At 63.3% G+C, this 15,961-nt stretch carries 15 protein-coding genes; 7 read left to right on the top strand and 8 right to left on the bottom strand.

The features are described 5' to 3' along the window. Positions 1-21: 21 nt before the first annotated feature. From ACQS5P_RS16435 to ACQS5P_RS16405, 7 genes are all read left to right on the top strand, one after another. Positions 22-963 carry a cell division protein FtsQ/DivIB gene (locus ACQS5P_RS16435; protein ID WP_428937705.1) on the top strand — a complete coding sequence of 314 codons (942 nt, stop codon included), beginning with the start codon at positions 22-24 and terminating at the stop codon, positions 961-963. A 126-nt stretch (positions 964-1,089) separates the two neighbouring features. After that, on the top strand, positions 1,090-1,746 hold the full coding sequence (locus ACQS5P_RS16430) for a hypothetical protein (RefSeq protein ID WP_428937704.1): 657 nt from the start codon (positions 1,090-1,092) through the stop codon (positions 1,744-1,746). A 130-nt stretch (positions 1,747-1,876) separates the two neighbouring features. Beyond that, positions 1,877-2,341, top strand: a complete 465-nt coding sequence (locus tag ACQS5P_RS16425) for a division/cell wall cluster transcriptional repressor MraZ (RefSeq protein WP_428937703.1) — start codon at positions 1,877-1,879, stop codon at positions 2,339-2,341. Between the two features lie 1,111 nt (positions 2,342-3,452). Continuing rightward, positions 3,453-4,382, top strand: a complete 930-nt coding sequence (gene rsmH / locus ACQS5P_RS16420) for a 16S rRNA (cytosine(1402)-N(4))-methyltransferase RsmH (protein WP_428937702.1) — start codon at positions 3,453-3,455, stop codon at positions 4,380-4,382. Beyond that, positions 4,379-5,404: a LysM peptidoglycan-binding domain-containing protein gene (locus ACQS5P_RS16415; protein WP_428937701.1), complete on the top strand. Its 1,026-nt coding sequence runs from the start codon at positions 4,379-4,381 to the stop codon at positions 5,402-5,404. The genes rsmH and ACQS5P_RS16415 overlap by 4 nt, the downstream gene beginning before the upstream one ends. Positions 5,405-5,484: 80 nt before the next feature. Further along, positions 5,485-5,775 (top strand): hypothetical protein, encoded by a 291-nt coding sequence (locus ACQS5P_RS16410; protein ID WP_428937700.1) that lies wholly within the window; start codon positions 5,485-5,487, stop codon positions 5,773-5,775. A gap of 106 nt (positions 5,776-5,881) precedes the next feature. Continuing rightward, positions 5,882-7,474: a VanZ family protein gene (locus ACQS5P_RS16405; protein WP_428937699.1), complete on the top strand. Its 1,593-nt coding sequence runs from the start codon at positions 5,882-5,884 to the stop codon at positions 7,472-7,474. A gap of 35 nt (positions 7,475-7,509) precedes the next feature. On the opposite strand, the gene ACQS5P_RS16400 is transcribed toward ACQS5P_RS16405, so the two are convergent. From ACQS5P_RS16400 to lhgO, 8 genes are all read right to left on the bottom strand, one after another. Beyond that, positions 7,510-8,697 (bottom strand): glycosyltransferase, encoded by a 1,188-nt coding sequence (locus tag ACQS5P_RS16400; protein ID WP_428937698.1) that lies wholly within the window; start codon positions 8,695-8,697, stop codon positions 7,510-7,512. Between the two features lie 234 nt (positions 8,698-8,931). Next, positions 8,932-9,474 (bottom strand): dTDP-4-dehydrorhamnose 3,5-epimerase, encoded by a 543-nt coding sequence (gene rfbC / locus ACQS5P_RS16395; RefSeq protein ID WP_428937697.1) that lies wholly within the window; start codon positions 9,472-9,474, stop codon positions 8,932-8,934. A gap of 77 nt (positions 9,475-9,551) precedes the next feature. After that, positions 9,552-10,586, bottom strand: a complete 1,035-nt coding sequence (locus ACQS5P_RS16390) for a glycosyltransferase family 2 protein (protein ID WP_428937696.1) — start codon at positions 10,584-10,586, stop codon at positions 9,552-9,554. Positions 10,587-10,616: 30 nt separating this feature from the next. After that, entirely contained in the window at positions 10,617-11,612 is a 996-nt protein-coding gene (locus ACQS5P_RS16385) for a glycosyltransferase family 2 protein (protein WP_428937695.1), read from the bottom strand. 75 nt (positions 11,613-11,687) lie between these two features. Then, complete coding sequence (locus ACQS5P_RS16380; protein ID WP_428937694.1) at positions 11,688-13,007, bottom strand: NAD(P)H-dependent oxidoreductase; 1,320 nt, start codon at positions 13,005-13,007, stop codon at positions 11,688-11,690. Between the two features lie 94 nt (positions 13,008-13,101). Beyond that, the gene (rfbC, locus tag ACQS5P_RS16375) at positions 13,102-13,629 is read right to left on the bottom strand and encodes a dTDP-4-dehydrorhamnose 3,5-epimerase (RefSeq protein WP_428937693.1); all 528 of its coding nucleotides are present in this window, start codon (positions 13,627-13,629) and stop codon (positions 13,102-13,104) included. Between the two features lie 60 nt (positions 13,630-13,689). Continuing rightward, on the bottom strand, positions 13,690-14,718 hold the full coding sequence (locus ACQS5P_RS16370; protein ID WP_428937692.1) for an NAD-dependent epimerase/dehydratase family protein: 1,029 nt from the start codon (positions 14,716-14,718) through the stop codon (positions 13,690-13,692). A gap of 14 nt (positions 14,719-14,732) precedes the next feature. Then, positions 14,733-15,947, bottom strand: a complete 1,215-nt coding sequence (gene lhgO / locus ACQS5P_RS16365; RefSeq protein WP_428937691.1) for an L-2-hydroxyglutarate oxidase — start codon at positions 15,945-15,947, stop codon at positions 14,733-14,735. Positions 15,948-15,961: the final 14 nt, after the last annotated feature.

Raw genomic sequence — 15,961 nt, 5'->3', positions numbered from 1 at the left:
CGGACCGCGTCGCGGCTGCGCATGGGTAAATCCAAACGACCAAAACCGATTCCAGTCAAAGACCCGCAGCGGGCCAGGCAAGTGCGGCGGGCGATCATGCACACGCTGGGCGCGGTTGTGTTCGTCGGGTTGCTGGGCGTGGGGTTCTATCACCTGCGGAGCTATGTCGAGCGCGAGGTGGTCTTTCCCCAGCGCCCGCCGAAGGTTGTGCTGAAAAACCGCCCGGCGTGGATGAGCGATGCGCTGGCGATTCAGATCATCAACACGGTCAAGCCGGCGGGAACGCACTCGGCATTCGACCGGCAGTTGCTGCAGGACACCGCGATGATCCTGCGGAACAACCCGTGGATCAGGCAGGTCAAGCAGGTCCGTCGCGCGTACGGGCAGCGGCCGGGCGATACGCTGGAGATCGACTGCGAGTACCGCGCGCCGATCGCGCTGGTGCACTGGAAAGATTATTACTGGCTGGTGGACGGCGAGGCGGTGAAGCTGCCCGAGCAGTACACCGCGCAACAGTTGCCGGGGATCGTCGTCGGTCCGAACCGCAGGCTCAACATCCGTGTGATCGAAGGGGTCAGCCATCCGCCGGTGGAGTCCGGGCAGGTCTGGCCGGGTGAGGATCTGGCCGCCGGGCTGGATTTGGTCAAGCTGCTTTATGGACAGGTGTATGCCGACGAGATCGTGAAGGTAGACGTCACGAACTTCGCCGGACGAATAGACCCCAAGGAAGCCCAGATCACACTGGTGACGAAGTACGACACGCAGATCCGCTGGGGCCGGCCGATCAACGCGAAGGATTTTTTCGTCGAGGTCTCGACGCCGCAGAAACTGGCGTATCTACGTGATGTGTGGACGCAGTTTCATCGCGTCGATGGGGGCATGCCATGGATCGACATCCGATTCGATCGAATCATTTATCCCGCCGACGGCGCCCGCACCGCCAGTGCCGGGGGAACCAGGTAGCTCAACCGCGACAGTAGTTCAAAGCCGCGTGCAGTCCTGGCACAATTCCTGCCGCCGACAGCCTGTCGATCCGGGTTAAGATTTCACTCGCAGCGCCACCAGCGAGACAGCACGGCGATTGGAGCGATGCAAAGGATCAACGACGGCCAACCGATCGAATCGAGCGCGGCACATCGTGCGGATGGCGGCGATCAGGCCGGCCTGCTGCCTCTGATCGTGTGGCTGGGGATACAACTGGTTGGGCTACTTCTGCTGGCAACACCGACGCCTTTGTGGGCGAAGGCAAATCCGCCCTTTGAGCAGTACGCGCTGATGCTGATGCAGGGATTGCAGGCATTGGCATCGGCGGCGTTTTTGGGGTGGTTGATGGGGCAGCCGCGGTTGGCATGTGCGGTCGTGATCAGCGCGATTCCCTTCCTGCAATTGGCCGGGCTGCTCGCCGGCGCGTCCTTCAGCGATGTGCTGGAGGCGATGGGATGGATGCTGGCTTGGCTGTGGGGATTGGCGCTCTGGGGTCCGGCGCTGAGGGGGGATCGTCAGCGTGGAATTGCCACGGCAACGGCGTTGTGCGTGGTCGTTGGCGTGGCAATGTGGGCCTATCTCATAGAGGAGTTCGGTGGCGAAGCGGTGGACTGGAAAGTCTGCTGGCGGATCATTTCCGGAGCTGGCCTGGTCAGTAGCGTGGTCGGATGGCTGATTCGACGGGCATGGCGGCAAGTGGCCGGCCGCGCGACAACTTATCCACAGACGAATCACAGCCGTTTTTCGCGTGGTGGTGGATAACTCCCGCATATCGGCAAGCTGGTCATAAAAACTTCACGATTTTTTGTTTCGGAGCGATTTGTGTCTTGAATTGGTGGGACAATGTGGTAAAAGTTGGAGCGTCGCCGGTGGCAAGTGGATTGAAAGTCACATGCAGCATGCAGTCCTCTACGGCGAGCATGAACTGACCATCGACGACAAGAACCGTCTGCTGGTTCCGTCGGAGATCCGCAAATCGCTGAACCCAGAACGAGACGGGGAAGCGTTCTTTCTGGTGATCGGTCCGAATCGAAAGCTCTGGCTCTATCCGGAGCGTTATTACGAGTTTCTGGTTTCACAGGGGCGACAGGAGTTGACCCCGGATGAAGACCTGCTGGCGTTCAACCAGTTTCACTTTGCGATGGCCAGTCGGCTGGAACTGGACAAGCAGGCGCGAGTGCTGTTGCCTGAAAAAGCCCTGAGGAGAACGGGCACGGGCCGGGAAGTCACGTTGATCGGAGCGCGGGACCACCTGGAGTTATGGAACCGGGATGAGTGGGAACGGCGCTTCGAGGAACTGATGGCCCGGTCGGCGGAAGTGATGCTTCGAGCCAAGAGGGCGGGCGGCGGCTCGTGAAGATCGTGAACTTGCGCAAGTTGCGTTTGGTTTTGGCGACACATCGCCTGGCTGTAGAACTCGGTATCGAAGCACCCTTGGTGAAGCATTGTGCTTTGAAGGTTCGGCGTCGCGACACACGGGAGATGGACGCGGCGTCGGCCGGGGCTGACTGATGAGCGAGACACACCAGGGAAGGTCGGTCTCAGGACAAGCTGAGTGAACTCCGATGCGGCCGGGCCACCGCCGCAGATGGAGACTGCCGTACCCGCCAAAGGCGTGACGCCAGCGGCGTGGAGCAAGGCGTGTGAGCACGAAGGAGCGTGCCGGCATGGAGGCCTTCACACGTCCAGGCAAGCAAGGCAGCGCCGTGCCCCAAGGACGTACACGGCGGCAAGCAGAAGCAGTGGCCGCTGCGAATGGCATGCTCGCCTGCATGGCGAGCGCGCAAGGTTCGTTTGATCTGGGGTTGATTTCGTGGCGGCAGATGGGTTGTGAGGCCGTCACGTGACCAACCCCGCGACGTCACTCCCTCGGGCCCGAGCCGCAGTGGGGCCGGGCTCGAGGGAATGTGGCGGCGATTCGGTGCGTCGAGCCATTGCCCGCGAGGCGCGCGATATACGCGATGCACATGAGGTGCTCGCGTCGTAAACCACGCCTGCGATGGAACGACTCAGAGGCGTTTTACAGTCGGTGCTGCGGGGTCGTCTCACGGATGGGGCCCGTGCCTGGGATCACGGGGGAACGGACGCCCGGCTCCGCGGTATCGGTCTTGACCAATGATTGATCATCGACCAGACGCACAAGGCGGTTAACTGTCCCGTCCGCCGTTGCTCTTTTTCCGCACGTCAGACCACGTAGGCGACATCGTGCCTGTGAAGCAGAGCGGATCCGTGCGTCACCGCCCCTCCCCTTCACTGTGCGAGCATATGCCGGTTTGCACGCTCGAGCTGGGAATCTCGCGCGCACCCATTCGCCCGGCATCCCAACAACCGCCAAACATTATTGCCGATACGTAACCCAAATTGCAAGCGAAAACCAATATTATATAGCCGTTGGCTGAGATTATACGGCTGAGACGTCCGCCCAGCCGAAGCCGGGCGGGACGGCCTGCTTCAACTGCATGAACGCGATGGATGACCGATCGCCGGATCTGCCTGCCACTGGCCATGAGCCGGTCCTGCTCGATGCGGTGCTGGAGGCCCTTCGCCCTGAGCCGGGCAAAACGCTGATCGACTGCACGATCGGCCGGGGCGGGCATGCGCTGGCACTGGCCTCACGCCTGGGCAGCGAGGGATTATTGGTCGGTCTGGACGTAGATCCCAGGAATCTGGAGTACGCGCGTCAGCGCCTGGCTGACGTCAACTGCCGTGTGCGACTCTTTCATGCCAACTTCGCGGAGCTTGGGGATGTCATCGCGCAGATAGGAAACATTCCGGTCCACGGCATCCTGGCCGACCTGGGGGTCAGCACCAACCAGCTCTTCGATCCGCGCTACGGGCTTTCGTTCTCGCAGGACATGCCTTTGGACATGCGACTGGATCCGCGACTGGAAAAGTCGGCCGCAGATTACGTCAATTCCCTCTCCGAGAAAGACCTCGCCAACGTCCTATACGAACTGGCGCAGGAACGCTGGTCACGAAGAATCGCCAGAAAGATTGTGGAAGCTCGCCGTGCTTCGCCGATCACAACAACAGAGCGGCTGGCCGAACTGGTGCGTTCGGCCATCCCTGCCCGGCACGGAAGCCGGCAGAGCATCGACCCCGCCACCCGGACCTTTCTGGCGCTTCGGATGAAGGTGAACCGGGAGATGGAGAACCTTCAGGCGTTGCTCGAACAGGCGCCGTGGGTTCTGGCCAGCGGGGGCGGCCGATTGGCGATCATCAGTTTCCAATCGATGGAAGACCGCATGGTGAAACAGGCGTTTCGGTCGTTGGAGCAGACCGCGGCACAGCAGTTCAAGGTGCTGACCCCAAAGCCGATTGTTCCCTCCGACGCCGAAATCGCTGCCAACCCCCGGTCCCGCTCGGCAAAACTCCGCGTTTTGGAGAGGACGTCATGACGCGCGAAACGAAGATCGGGTTGCTGGTCGGGTTGGCGTTTATCATCGTCATCGGGATTCTTCTTTCGGATCACCTGACCAGTTCGACCGAGCCGCCGCCGGCGTCGCTGGTGGCGGCGGGGTCCAACGTTCGGGAGACGGTCAGCGTGCCGGGCGGGGCGCAGCCAGTGGTCACGCCCGTCGTCACCCCGCCGCAGGTGACTCCGCAGGCCCCGGTGCCAGTCACGCGGGATCTTCAGCCGCAGGTTCCGCCGACAGCGGTGGTGCAGATCGGCCCGCCGGGCGCTCAGCCGCCAACAGCTCAGCAGTCGGTGCAGTCCGCGTCATCTCAGGCGCTGCCGGCGCAGTCCGAGTCGCCAGCCGCGCAGTCGCCCTCAGCCCAGCCCCCGATCACCTTCGCCGGTGAAACTCCGGCAAAGACAGCGGACGCGCCCTCCGGCGCCGCGCAGGCAGACATCCAGGTTGCCGGCGCCGATGCGCCCAACACCGCCCTGGCACGGATCGCTCAGCAACATGGCGAGCCGGTGGTGACGGTCACCCCAGGTCCCGCACAGCAATCGCAGTCTGCCAGCCTGGCTCAGCACGGAAGTGGCACGCGGCAGTACGTGGCCGAGCCGGGCGACAGCGTCTCGAAGATGGCCAGCAAGTTCCTTGGCGCCAATACCAGGGCCAACCGCGACGCGATTATCCGGCTCAACCCCTCGCTGCAACAGGACCCCAACAAGGTGATCGCCGGGCGAACGTATCAGATCCCGACGAACGTGGCCGCGCCAACTTCGCCTGCGGCGCCGACCGCCGCCACCGCCCCGCCGCCGAATCAGCAGCTCGCTTCGGCCGGTGAGTACTGGTACATCGTCAAGGAAAATGACAGCCTGTGGAAGATCGCCAGCGAGCAGCTTGGCAACCCCGCCGCCGTCACCGCCATCAAGGAGTTGAACAAGGAAACGCTCAAGGGCAGCGACGTGGTGCATCCCAACATGAGGCTGCGCCTGCCCGCCAGGCCGCTGGCGCGGGCGAACTGATCCGATTGTGGATTGGGTTATTTGAGGCTGCGGAGTGTCGGCAAACGGCGCTGCGCGAGCTGCAATCCGCAATCCCGACCATGCTCAAGCTCCTGCTGACCATTTTCTTTTCACTGGTGCTGGCGGCGGTGCTGCTTCAGCTTCGGCAGCAGCGGCTGGAGTTGAACTACCAGAACAACCGGCTGCACGCCCAGATTCGTCAGAGCCAGTCCAAGCTGTGGAACCAGCAGCTTCAGATCGCGGTGTACACTGCCCCCAACGCGATCAGCAAGACAGTCGGCCAGCAGAATCTGAACATGGTCCCCGAATCCCCCCTGCCTGCGCAGAGTGCTCACTGGATCGACCCGCAACACAACCCCGATGCGGAATAGCCGCCGAAGTTGAAGGCGCAATCTGCCCGGCGCGACCTGAGAACCGCCTGCGATTTGAGCGGCTTTGCGATCCCTGCGAAATCTGCACAATCTGAGGCGCCAGCCGATGAGCAGAGTCCACATCCGAGTGCTGCCGCACGGTTACGTGACGCCGACCGATCGCGTCGCGCGAGCGCTGGCCGTGTTCCTGCTGGTCGCCAGCGTTCTGTTTGTTGCATTTGCGGGCACTTTTCCGTTCGACTTTGCGATTCCTGAAGGTGGCTGGTGGGATGGAACCCGTCGTCAGTTCGACTGGCGCTGGATGCAGTGGGACCCGGGCAATGTCGATCGCCTTCAGAATGTCCTGTTCTTTGTGCCATTCGGCTTCGCGCTGTCGGCGGTGATTGGCCGCCGGCGCGCCCGCCACATCCGGCAGGTCATCTCGGCGCTGCTTCTGGGCATGGGCCTTTCCCTGATCGTTGAGCTGACGCAGGCGCTGGTCAGCTTCCGCGATCCGGCTCTACAGGATCTGTGGTGCAACACCCTGGGCAGCGTGATCGGCGCCGGCATCTTCATCGCCGGCGGCGATCGACTGGTGCGCCTCGCGGCCAGAGGATTATTGAACTTGCGCTGGCTGGTTAGCTCGCCGATACTCGCCACGGCGCTGACGATCTATACGCTGCTGATGGTCAGCGCGCCGCTGCTCATCCGCAGGCCCGGCGACCTGAGCGTCTGGGACACGGGCATGCTGCTGACGGTCGGGGATCATGCCGCCAACGACCGCCCGTGGGACGGCTTTGTTTCCGAGATTGTTCTGGCCGACCGCGCCGTCGAGGCCGAGCAGGCACAAGCGCTGGCCGCCGGCGCCGCGCCGGCCGACCTGCTCGGCGAGTCGCTGCTGGGCCAGTATGTGCTGCGCGGGCCGGCGCCGTACCCGGACCTCACCGGCAAACTCAAGCCGCTGAACTGGATGGGCCAGCGACCCGACGAGCTGGAGGTCTCCAGCACCGGGCCGCCCCACCTGTATTCGTATCACTGGCTGGCGACCGGTGCGTCGATCGCCCCGGCGATCCACCGCATCCGCAGCAGCGGGGAGCTGAGCCTGGCCTTCGTCGCCGCCACCGCCAACACCCGCCAGCACGGCCCGGCCAGGATCGTCACGATCTCCAACCGCCGGGGCTTCAACCTCGCCGTGGGTCAGGAGGATTCCGATCTGACCGTGCGTCTCCGCAGCGCGATCCGCACGTCGCCGGATCTGCATGTGCGCGATGTGCTGGCCGATTTCCACGCCCATCACATCCTGCTCACTCACCGCAACGGGCAGATTCGCGTCTACGTGGATGGGCTGGAGCGAGGCCGCGTCGAGATCACCCCCGAGGCCAAAATCATCTGGCGGCTGTATCCCAGGAACTGGTTCCGCCTGCGGATGGAACGTTACGGGCTGGGCAGCTACGCGACGATCTACCGGGTGATGGCGCTGGTCCCGTTCGCCGCCCTGCTTACAGCGACGCTGGCGACCAGCACGCTGAGTATGAAACACAGGCGTACAGCAGCGGCGGGCGCAGCGCTGCTTGTCGCCGTGCTGCTGGAGATCATCCTCGGACTGGAATCGGCCAGCGGATTTCAGCTCAGGAACCTGCTGATCAGCATCATCGTGGCATTCGCCACGCTGGCGGCGATGGAAGCGTGGCGGGCACGCAGTCCACAAAGCTCAATGTAGCGGGCTTGTCCGGCTCTGCGCTTCAGGCCGGCGGATCAGAGAATTGACGCAGCGCAGTTCCGCAAAGCCGCCGTTCGGCCGATTTCCGCGCCCAGCAGTGCGCGGTATTTTTCGATCGTCTCGGCGGCAATCGTCTCCCAGCGAAGCTTTTGCAGGGCATATTCACGTCCGGCCAAGCCCATCTGTTTCCACTTCGGTCGCATGGCCAGAATCTGACGGATTCCCTGCTTGATGTGCTGGCTGTCGGAGGCGACCACGACGCCGCATCCGCTGGCGCGCACATGCGGCGCGATGCCGGCCACGTCGGAGACGACCATGACCCTGGCCGAGAGCATCGCCTCCAGCGCGGACAATCCGAAACCCTCGAAGCGCGAAGGCAGCACGAAGACATCATGCTGGGCGGTGATGAACGAGGAGGCGATGGTGTAATCCGGCTCGCGAAACTCCGCGCGCCTGCCCAGCCCCAGCCGCCCGGCAAGTTGTTTCATGGCCTCCAGGTCGCCCCAGTCCGGTCCCTGAATGGTCAGGTTTGCATCGGTCTCGCCCAACAACTGTGCAAACGCCTCGAGCAGGATATCCAGTCCCTTGTTGTGCGAATCGATGCGGCCCATGTACAGCAGTCGCGGCGGGCCGGCATCGCGCCAGCTCAGCGCCTCGATCGGCTGCACATCCTCGGGCGCCCAGCCGTTGAGCACTTCCAGCACGGGCGTATGCACGCCCAAGCGGCGCAGCCATTCAGCGTGCCTCAAATCCAGCACCTGGATGGCGCTTGCCCGTCGCAGCATCGGACGTTCGCGCAGATACCAGTAGGCCCATTTCAGGTGCCACCGCTTGTCGAAGATCGAAGGGTGATACGGATCGTGCGGCGCGAAGACATAGGGGATGCGGTTGCGCCGGCAGGCGCGGGCCACCATGTACACGCAGGGACTGAAGATGCCGTTGAGCAGGAACAAACCCGGATCCGGGCAGCGATCGATGTACTGCTCGAGCTGACGGGACAGCGACGTGAGCGTCGGACGCCGCGGGTTGTTGTGGGCAAAGCAGCGGATTTCGTAGCCGGCGGGCGTGTCAACCACGCCGGTCTTCTCCCCTTCGCACAAAACGGTTACCTGCGCGCCGTGCCGGGCGAAGCCGGCGGCCAGGCCGTGCACCGCCTTGATCATGCCCGAATCCAGCGGGTCTCCCGTGGGTGGGAACTCGCGCAGATAGACGTGGATACGCATAAACGTTACGACGCAACCCGAGCTACGCAACGCGGGCCGGACAGTTCGCGGCACAGGCTCCGCGTCATCGCCCGCCGCGTTGGCGCGCGGCGGCATGTCACACCTGAGTTGTCTTCACTCCCGTACAAGTGGACCGCGCTACTTCAACCTTCCGGCTCTGGAGAATACCCCATGCTCAGCGCTTTGCCAAAGCCCTCAATTCCTTCGGCGCCAAATTGTGTCGTCCTATAAATCTCAGGCAATGCGCCCATCCCGGATCAGCGGCCAGGAGGCGTCCTTCCCGGACAAGCTGGTCACCGGCAGCGGCCACTGGATCCCCAGCGCCGGATCGTCATAGCGCAATCCGCGCTCGTGCTGCGGCGCGTAGAACTCATCCACCTGATAGACAACCTCCACATCGTCAGTCAGCGTCTGGTAGCCGTGGGCAAAAAGCTGCGGAACGTAAAGCGCCCTGCGGTTATCGGCCGTCAGCTCGACGGCGATGTGCTGGAGATACGTAGGCGAATCCGGACGAAGGTCTACGATCACATCGAGGATGGCGCCTCGGGTGCAGCGGACGAGCTTGACCTCCGCTGCGGGCGGCGCCTGCCAGTGCATCCCGCGCAGCGTGCCCTTCTTGAAGTTGTAACTGAGCTTGACCTGGGCCAGGCCGATGCGCAGCCCGTGGGCTTCGGCGTCGCGGACATCCAGCAGGTAGGCGAAAAAGCCCCTCTCGTCGCGAATCGGCTGCGGCTCGAGGATCACGGCTCCGGCCAGCTTGGTTGGCGTGTAGATCATCGCTGTGATTGGACGTCGCCGCGACGGCTTCGGTTACAGGCATGCAAAGGTACGCGCAGCGTCGCGGCCCGGCAAGCCTATGCCGCCCGCTTTCGAGGCGGGTCGCACGCCCGGGGCTCACAGCCTGGGCCGCCCGTATCGGATATCGGGGCGGCACCGCGACAGGACAACAACCGTCGCAACAGTTGTTCTCCCGCGATCAGCACGTCCCGCGCCAGGCGGGGCAGGAATGCGACGTACAGCGCGGCCATGACCGCGTAGCAGCCGAGCTTGTGTCGCAGCGGCAGCTTCGTCATCCGCACCGCCCGCAGATACTCCCACACCCACCGCCACTCGGGAAACACGATCCTGCCCTTGAGTCTGGGGTCCCACCATTCATACGGCGGAGTCGGCCCGCCACCGATCCATCGCGACAGCGCACTGCCGGGCCTGAAGTCTCTGTTGGCGATGGCGCGCTGCGAGCGTTGCGGGTGTTCGCGGTTGAGAAACAGGTACTCCTCGACGCGCGCTATCCGGCCTTGCAGCGCCCAGAAGCTCATCAGGATGCGATCGGCGCTGGGAAAGCTGCCCTTCATCGGCGTCTTGCGCAGCGCCTCGGCGCGGACCACGCCCCAGAACTCATGCGCATTGTGCTTGCGGTGATTGACGAACACCAGGCGGGCAAAACGCACCACCGGCGATGGATGATCCAGATCCAGCTCGTGATCGTACTTTCGGTACGGCCGGCCCTGGTCGTCGATCAGGATCGTCTTTGTGTGGGCGCAGACGATTGAAGGATCGCTGTCGAGCAGCTCGATGCAGCGCTGAACGAAGGTGGGTTCGATGCAGTCGTCGGCGGCGTTCCATTTGAATAGCTCGCCGCGGGCATACTGGAAACAGCGGTTGTAGTTGGGCGCCGGGCCGAGGTTGCGCTCGTTGCGGAAATAGCGCACGCGCGGGTCTTTGGCGGCGTATTCGCGGCAAATGGACTCGGTGGCGTCGGTGGAGCAGTTGTCGCAGATAATCAGCTCAAAATCGGTCCAGGTCTGGGCCAGGATCGAGTCCAGCGTGGCGCGGAGGAAGCGCGCGCCGTTGTACACGGGCACACCGATGCTGAGACGCGGAGTGTGCATGGGACAACCTCTGCGGCCGGAGCTGATCGCTTAAGCGATCACGCCCCTTCTATCGGAGCTATCGGTTGGATTGGGTTTGTGGATCAGCCGGTTGATGAACTGCTCGGCGGCGATCAACACGTCGCGGGCCAGTTTAGGGGTGTGCCTGATGGTATACAGGGCAAAGGCACCATAGCAGGCGAGTTTCTGCCCCCAGGGCAGGTCCGTTTCCCGGACTGCGCGCAGGTATTCGCGCCAGACCCGCCACTCCGGCCAGACGATCCTGCCCCTGAGCCTGGGGTCCCACCACTCGGCGGCGGGCAGCGGACCATAGCCAAGGTAGCGTGCCAGCCGGCTTCCCTGCCGCACGTGCGCGCGGTCCTGATACTTGCTGGACCGATCGCTGTGATCGCGGTTGAAGAACAGGTACTCCTCGATGCGCCGCAGCCGCCCCAGCAATGCAAACCTCGCCAGCAGCACACTGTCGCCGCGCACATGGCTGAGCATGCCCGGAGTCTTGCGCAGTTCGGCGGTGCGAATCACGCCGTACAGCTCATGCCCACCATGAACTCGATGGTCCACCGTCATCATCCGCCACAGCCGAACCGCCGGGCTGGGATGGTCAAAGTCCCGCTCGTAGTCGTACTGGGCGAAGACCTGTCCCTGGGCGTCGATCAGGTTCGTGCGCGGATAGACCATCACTACGGAAGGATCCGCATCGAGCACCTTCACGCACTTTTCGATGAAGTCCGGGGCGCAGACGTCGTCGGCGGGGTTCCACTTGAAATATTCGCCACGGGCAAGATCCATCGAGACCCTGTAATTCCTGGCCGGGCCGAGGTTGGTCGGGTTGCGGATGTATCGGATGCGCGGATCGCGTGCGGCGTACTCGGCGACGATCTGCGGTGTGGCGTCGGTGGAGCAGTTGTCGGTGACGATGATCTCGATGTCACTGAACGTCTGTGCCAACAGGGAATCCAGCGTGAAGCGGAGGTACTTCTGGCCATTGAAGACCGGTACACCGATGCTGACCCTGGGAGAGGACATAATGCCTGTCGATTCCAGAGCAGAGGGCGCGGAGCCGAAGCCGACTGGCCGCCGTTGTGCCCTGTGCCGCTCCGCTCACGCGATCTTCTTGATCTTACGCAGCCCGAAGTGCTCGACCTGTTCCCGCCAGAGCCGGTCGCACAGCCGCCCTTTGGGCATTTCCACGTCATCGAAAGTGATGGCGGCATCCATCGGCAGATCGCGCTTGAGGATGCAGCCTTCGCTCAGGCCCATCGGCAGCAGGTTCTGTTGCATCGCCACGGGGGTGTTGTCGATCGCCCCGTAGGTCAGAAACCCTCCGATGCCGTCGAGCACCTCGCCGGCCTTCAGAGCCCGCTTGGCGACGGTGACCACGTCGCACACCGGTCCGCCCAGCGGCTTGACCGGATCGTCGCGGAAGATCACCGCCCGCCCGACGGTGTTGGGCGCTTCGATCGGGCTCAGATGCGACGGTGTGTAGAAGGTATAAAACGGCCCGTCGCCCATCTTGTAGACCTTCATCCATCGCTTTTTCATCGGCTGATGCTCGCAGTGCGCCAGCACAAACACGCCGAAGCTGGGCTGGGCGCCCAGGATGTAGTCGGTCAATCCGGTGCTCATCAGCACCTGCGGATCAAAGCACTTCCAGGCGTTGTCCACGTGATCGCAACGTGGTCCGAGCATCGACCGCTTCTGCACGGGAAACCCGGTGGCGTTGGCGACGGTGGCCATCTCCTGGCTGATCTTGGTTCCGTCGGCGAAGCTGGTGATGAACTTGGGGCGCTGCCAGACATTGCGGGCGAACTCGGCCTGGGTGGCGGGCGTGCGACGATGGTCCTGGAGGCTCTTGATGTTCCCCGCCATCACCGGAACGAAGCCGATGCTCTTGACGTAGCGGTACAGGTTCATGATCACCGCCGGCTGGTCCCCGTCCGCCTGGCAGAAGAACGCCCCGCACTGCTGCGCCTTGACACGAAGGATCGGCCCCAGTGTCGCGTCCAGCTCGGCATTGAGCACGACCACGGTCTTTCGCGTGGCAAACGCCGCCATCGCCACCTGCGCGGCAAATTCGATCTCGCCGGTGGCTTCGACAATGCAGTCGATGCTGGGCGAAGCGCACAGCAGCATTGCATCGCTGGTGATCGCGACTTTCCCGACTTCATTGCCGTTGCGGTCGATGGCGGCCTCCAGCTCTTCAGCGCTGGAAACGGTGGTGCAGGTTCCGTTGCCCATCCGCACGGCCTGCTCGGCTTCGGCGATCGTGCGGTTGGAGATAGCGACCAGCCGCATGCCGGGCAGCCCGCCCAGCAGTTGCAGGGCAAAACCCTTTCCCGCAAAGCCGGCGCCGACCAGTCCTACGCGGATCGGCTTGCCCGCGCGCTCGCGATCCATCAATGCATTGTCCACAACGATCATGGCTCACTCCCGAAAGTTCACCCCAACCCCGGCTCGCTGCGGGAGCCGCGGGCTGCGCAGCTCAGCCTCAGCTTCGGCGCGGCGTGTCAGTGCTTCAGCCCTTCCAGTCCGCCCAGCTCGCGTCCTTCTCCGAAACGATCACTTCCCGGATCGGCCACTCGATATTGAACGCCGGGTCGTTCCATCGAATGCCGCGTTCGGCGCCGGGGGTGTAGAAGCACGAAGCCGAGTAGATCACCTCCGCCTCGTCCGTCAACGCCTGATACGCATGGGGCAGACCCTCGGGCACGAAGATGGCCTTGCGGTTCTCGGCGGTCAGCTCCACGCCGAACCATTTCCTGTAGGTCGGCGAATCCGGACGAATGTCCACGACCACATCGAAGATCGCCCCGCGAATGCATCGCAGGTACTTGGCCTCGCCGTGCGGCGCCACCTGATAGTGCAGTCCGCGGATCGTTCCCTTCTGCCGGCACATCGACATGTTGGTCTGGACAAACCGCGGCAGCCCGTGCGCCGCGAACTCGCGCTCGCACCAGGCGCGGGCAAAATATCCCCGCGAGTCCTCGCGCTTCTCCAGCTCGATGAGCAACACCCCGGGGATCGTGGTTTGCCTGAAGATCATGTGCGGCGTCGCACAGTCGTTCCGCCGGTGCGGTTCTGTGCTCGGGTTCAAAAGCCCCTGCTACTCGGTCACCCAGAAAAAGTCCTTGTCGATCTGCCTGGTTTCGATCAACTGCCTGATGCGTTTGAGACGGGTGTGGGCCGGGGATTCAAACACCTCTCTGGGCATCTGGATCGCCTGGAAGACGCGCAGCAACTGCTCGGCGCCCTTTTTGACCGTCCACCTGCACTTAAAGCCTGGCAATCGGGTGTTGATCTTGTCGAAGTTGACCTTGTAGTCGCGTTTGTCGTCTCCCCGCGTGCCGAGTTGAAGCTGGCAGCCGGGGAATGTCTCGGCGACGATGCGCGCGATGTCCTTCACCTGGTAGTTCTCGGAGTTGTCGCCGACGTTGAACGTCTCGTTGAACACGATGTCGCGTGGCGCGTCCAGCACGCACGCCGTCGCCTGCGCGATGTCCAGGATGTGCACGAACGGCCGCCAGGGCGTGCCGTCGGAATCCATCTTGATCAGCTTGCTGCACCAGGCATGTCCGCACAGGTTGTTGACCACCAGGTCGAATCGCTGCCGGGGGCTGGCGCCGTAGGCGGTGGCGTTACGCAGGTAGGTCGGGCAGAAGTTCGCATCGGCCATCTCCTTCAGGTCACGCTCGACCAGCAGCTTGCATTCGGCGTAGGCGGTCAGCGGGTTGGTCGGGCTGTTTTCGTCGCTGGCGTGGGTCGAGCTGGCGCCGTAAACCGAACAACTGGAGAAATAGATGAACCGCTTGACGCCCACTTTCTTGGCCTTGTGCGCCAGCGCCACGGTTCCCTTGTGGTTGATGTCGTAGGTGATGTTGGGGGCAAGCTGCCCGACGGGATCGTTGCTCAGCTCGGCCAGGTGGATCACCGCATCGTACCCGCGCAGGTCGTCCTCGGTGATGTTGCGAATGTCCTTGGTGATCGTTTTGGGCATCACGCGCACGCCGTTGTACAACCACCCGATGCGGTGGAAGCCGGTATCAATGCCGGTGACCTCATGCCCTCGATCCATCAGGTACGGGGCCAGAATCGTGCCGATGTACCCGTCAGTACCGGTAACCAGAAGCTTCATTGAACATCTCCAGATTAAGACACCGCCACCGCGACCCGCTCAGGCAGCGGGAGCTGCTCGGCCACGGCCCGGCCGATCGGGATCGACGCCGTCGCCGCCGGTGATGGAGCATTGCACACGTGCACGCTGTTGTGGCCGCGCACGATCAGAAAATCATCCACCAGCTTTCCATCCGGCAGCAGAGCCTGCGCCCGCACGCCCGCGTGCGATGGCACAAGGTCCTGCTCCTGCACCTCGGGAATCAGCCGCTGAAGCGTGCGGGTAAACGCCTTCTTGCTGAAGCTGCGGTAGACTTCCTTCATCCCCTCGCCGAAATTTCGCCTGGCCAGTGCCCAGAAACCCCGATAGCTCAGCGCGTCCCACATGTCGCGCAGGCTGATGTCGCGCCAGGTGTATCCCTCGCGCTTCAGCGCCAGCACGGCGTTTGGGCCGCAGTGAATGCTGCCGTCGATCATCCGTGTAAAGTGCACGCCCAGGAACGGGAAGTCCGGGTTGGGAACCGGGTAAATCAGGTTTCTGACCAGATGCCGTTTCCCGGGCACCAGCTCGTAATATTCACCGCGGAACGGAACGATCTTCGCCTGCGGATCCACCTCATCCAGCCGGGCGATCCGGTCGCAGTGCAGCCCTCCGCAGTTGACCAGGAATTTCGTGTGGAACGTGCCGGCCGTGGTCTCCAGGCTAATCTGCCCGGAGTGGTGGACGATGCCGCTCAGCCGACACCCCAGTCGCAGCTCTCCGCCGTGCTGCTGAATGATCCTGGCGTAGGCAGCGGCCACAGCCTTGAAATCCACAATCCCCGTGCTCTTGACCTCGATGCCCGCCAGACCCGTGCAGTGCGGCTCGATTTCCCTGATCTGCTCGGCGGAGATCTTGCGGATGGGCAGGCCGTGGGCAAAGCCCCGCTTCAGCAGGTTGTCCAGCAGCGGCAGTTCCCACTCTTCGGTGGCGACGATGATTTTGCCACACACATCGTGAGCGATGCCGTGCTGCTTGCAGAACTCGGGAATCAGCCGCGAGCCTTCGATGGCGAACCGCGCCTTGAGGCTGCCGGGCCTGTAATAAATGCCCGAGTGAATCACGCCGCTGTTGTGTCCGGTCTGGTGCGCCGCCCAGCGATCTTCCTTCTCGATGACAATGATCCGCGCCTCGGGGCAGCGCTGACACAGCGCCATCCCCGTAGCCAGTCCCACAATTCCTCCACCGACGATCGCGAAGTCGTAAGTCATACGCCCAACCCGAT

The organism is Fontivita pretiosa (genome assembly GCF_050410795.1).
GTDB lineage: Bacteria > Planctomycetota > Phycisphaerae > Tepidisphaerales > Tepidisphaeraceae > Fontivita > Fontivita pretiosa.
This window is presented reverse-complemented; position numbering and strand designations above follow the sequence as displayed.

What these genes read in the sequence shown, in the direction of transcription:
- ACQS5P_RS16435 (WP_428937705.1), top strand. Translation starts at nt 22, where the DNA reads ATGGGTAAATCCAAACGACCAAAACCGATTCCAGTCAAAGACCCGCAG.
- ACQS5P_RS16430 (WP_428937704.1), top strand. Translation starts at nt 1,090, where the DNA reads ATGCAAAGGATCAACGACGGCCAACCGATCGAATCGAGCGCGGCACAT.
- ACQS5P_RS16425 (WP_428937703.1), top strand. Translation starts at nt 1,877, where the DNA reads ATGCAGCATGCAGTCCTCTACGGCGAGCATGAACTGACCATCGACGAC.
- rsmH (WP_428937702.1), top strand. Translation starts at nt 3,453, where the DNA reads ATGGATGACCGATCGCCGGATCTGCCTGCCACTGGCCATGAGCCGGTC.
- ACQS5P_RS16415 (WP_428937701.1), top strand. Translation starts at nt 4,379, where the DNA reads ATGACGCGCGAAACGAAGATCGGGTTGCTGGTCGGGTTGGCGTTTATC.
- ACQS5P_RS16410 (WP_428937700.1), top strand. Translation starts at nt 5,485, where the DNA reads ATGCTCAAGCTCCTGCTGACCATTTTCTTTTCACTGGTGCTGGCGGCG.
- ACQS5P_RS16405 (WP_428937699.1), top strand. Translation starts at nt 5,882, where the DNA reads ATGAGCAGAGTCCACATCCGAGTGCTGCCGCACGGTTACGTGACGCCG.
- ACQS5P_RS16400 (WP_428937698.1), bottom strand. Translation starts at nt 8,697, where the DNA reads ATGCGTATCCACGTCTATCTGCGCGAGTTCCCACCCACGGGAGACCCG.
- rfbC (WP_428937697.1), bottom strand. Translation starts at nt 9,474, where the DNA reads ATGATCTACACGCCAACCAAGCTGGCCGGAGCCGTGATCCTCGAGCCG.
- ACQS5P_RS16390 (WP_428937696.1), bottom strand. Translation starts at nt 10,586, where the DNA reads ATGCACACTCCGCGTCTCAGCATCGGTGTGCCCGTGTACAACGGCGCG.
- ACQS5P_RS16385 (WP_428937695.1), bottom strand. Translation starts at nt 11,612, where the DNA reads ATGTCCTCTCCCAGGGTCAGCATCGGTGTACCGGTCTTCAATGGCCAG.
- ACQS5P_RS16380 (WP_428937694.1), bottom strand. Translation starts at nt 13,007, where the DNA reads ATGATCGTTGTGGACAATGCATTGATGGATCGCGAGCGCGCGGGCAAG.
- rfbC (WP_428937693.1), bottom strand. Translation starts at nt 13,629, where the DNA reads ATGATCTTCAGGCAAACCACGATCCCCGGGGTGTTGCTCATCGAGCTG.
- ACQS5P_RS16370 (WP_428937692.1), bottom strand. Translation starts at nt 14,718, where the DNA reads ATGAAGCTTCTGGTTACCGGTACTGACGGGTACATCGGCACGATTCTG.
- lhgO (WP_428937691.1), bottom strand. Translation starts at nt 15,947, where the DNA reads ATGACTTACGACTTCGCGATCGTCGGTGGAGGAATTGTGGGACTGGCT.